General features: G+C 65.6%; 1 protein-coding gene. It reads left to right on the top strand.

Annotation, left to right across the window (positions count from 1 at the left end; genetic code table 11):
- Positions 1–11: 11 nt before the first annotated feature.
- A partial coding sequence (locus tag Q0X16_RS06870; protein WP_297832415.1) for an efflux RND transporter permease subunit occupies positions 12–1,683 on the top strand: 1,672 nt, incomplete at its 3' end.

Genomic DNA, 1,683 nt, shown 5'->3' with positions numbered 1-1,683 from the left:
GTGCGCTCGGCATGAACTCCAACATCATGAGCCTGGGCGGCATCGCGATCTCGATCGGCGTGATGGTCGACGCGGCGATCGTGATGATCGAGAACGCACACAAGCACATCGAACGCGACGATGGCTCCCGCAGCCGTATCCAGCTGATCATCGACGCCTGCCGCGAGGTCGGGCCGGCGCTGTTCTTCAGCCTGTTGATCATCACCGTCTCGTTCCTGCCGGTCTTCGCGCTGGAGGCGCAGGAAGGCCGCCTGTTCAAGCCGCTGGCGTTCACCAAGACCTTCGCCATGGCCGGCGGCGCGCTGCTGTCGGTGACGCTGGTCCCGGTGCTCATGCTGCTGTTCGTGCGCGGCAAAATCGTTCCCGAGCACAAGAATCCTGTGAACCGGTTCCTGATCGCAGCCTACCGGCCCGCGATCGACATCGTGCTGCGGCACCGCGTGGCGACGATCCTCCTCGCGCTCGTCGCGCTGTTTGCCAGCCTGTGGCCGGCATCGCGCGTGGGAAGTGAGTTCATGCCGACCCTCAACGAGGGCACGCTCCTATACATGCCTGCTTCGTTGCCTGGCATGTCGGTGACCAAGGCCTCTGAGCTGTTGCAGCAGCAGGACCGGATCATCAAGAGCTTCCCGGAGGTGGAGTCGGTCTTCGGCAAGGCCGGTCGTGCCCTGACCGCGACCGACCCGGCGCCGCTGGAGATGTTCGAGACGGTCATCAACCTCAAGCCCAAGGACCAGTGGCGCGACGGCATGACCACCGACAAGCTCATCGCCGAGATGGACGAGGCGCTGAAGTTCCCGGGCGTCGCCAACTCCTGGACGATGCCGATCAAGGCGCGCACCGACATGCTGGCCACCGGCATCCGCACGCCCGTGGGCATCAAAGTCTTCGGCACGGACCTTGAGCAACTCGACGCGCTGGCCACCGAGATCGAAGCCGTGGTGCGCGAAGTGCCGGGGACGACCAGCGCGTTCGCCGAACGCCTGAGCGGCGGCTACTACCTCGACATCACCCCCGACCTTGGCAGCCTGGCCCAGTACGGCGTTAGCCTGGGTGAGGTGCAGGACCTGGTGGCGGCCGCGCTGGGCGGCGAGATGGTCTCCACCATCCTCCAGGGACGCGAGCGCTTCAGCGCGATCGTGCGCTATCCGCGCGAACTGCGCGACGATCCGCACCGGATCGGCACCCAGGTGCTGGTCCCGGTGCCCGGCGGCGCCCAGGTGCCATTGGGTGAGCTGGCGCAGATCGAAGTTAAGAAGGGGGCGCCGAGCATCCGCACTGAGAACGCGATGCTGGCCGCCTACATCTACGTCGATACGCGCGAAAGCGACTTGGGCCGCTACGTGAAGGCGGCGCAGGATGCGGTCGCCGAGCGGGTGCAGTTCCCGCCGGGCTACTACGTCTCCTGGAGCGGGCAGTACGAGTACATGCAGCGTGCCGCCGAGAAGATGCGCGTCGTCATCCCGGTGACCCTGGCGCTGATTTTCCTGCTGCTGTACCTCAACTTCCGCCGCGTCACCGAGTCGCTGATCGTGATGCTGTCGGTGCCGTTCGCACTGGTCGGCGGCGTGTGGCTGATGTGGATGCTCGACTACAACGTCAGCGTCGCGGTGATCGTGGGCTTCATCGCGCTGGCTGGCGTCGCCGCGGAAACCGGCGTGATTATGTTGATCTACCTCGACC

The organism is Thermomonas sp., assembly GCF_025993755.1.
Taxonomy (GTDB): Bacteria; Pseudomonadota; Gammaproteobacteria; order Xanthomonadales; family Xanthomonadaceae; genus Thermomonas.
Note: the sequence above shows the minus strand (reverse complement) of the source record. Positions and strands in the feature narration are given on the sequence as shown.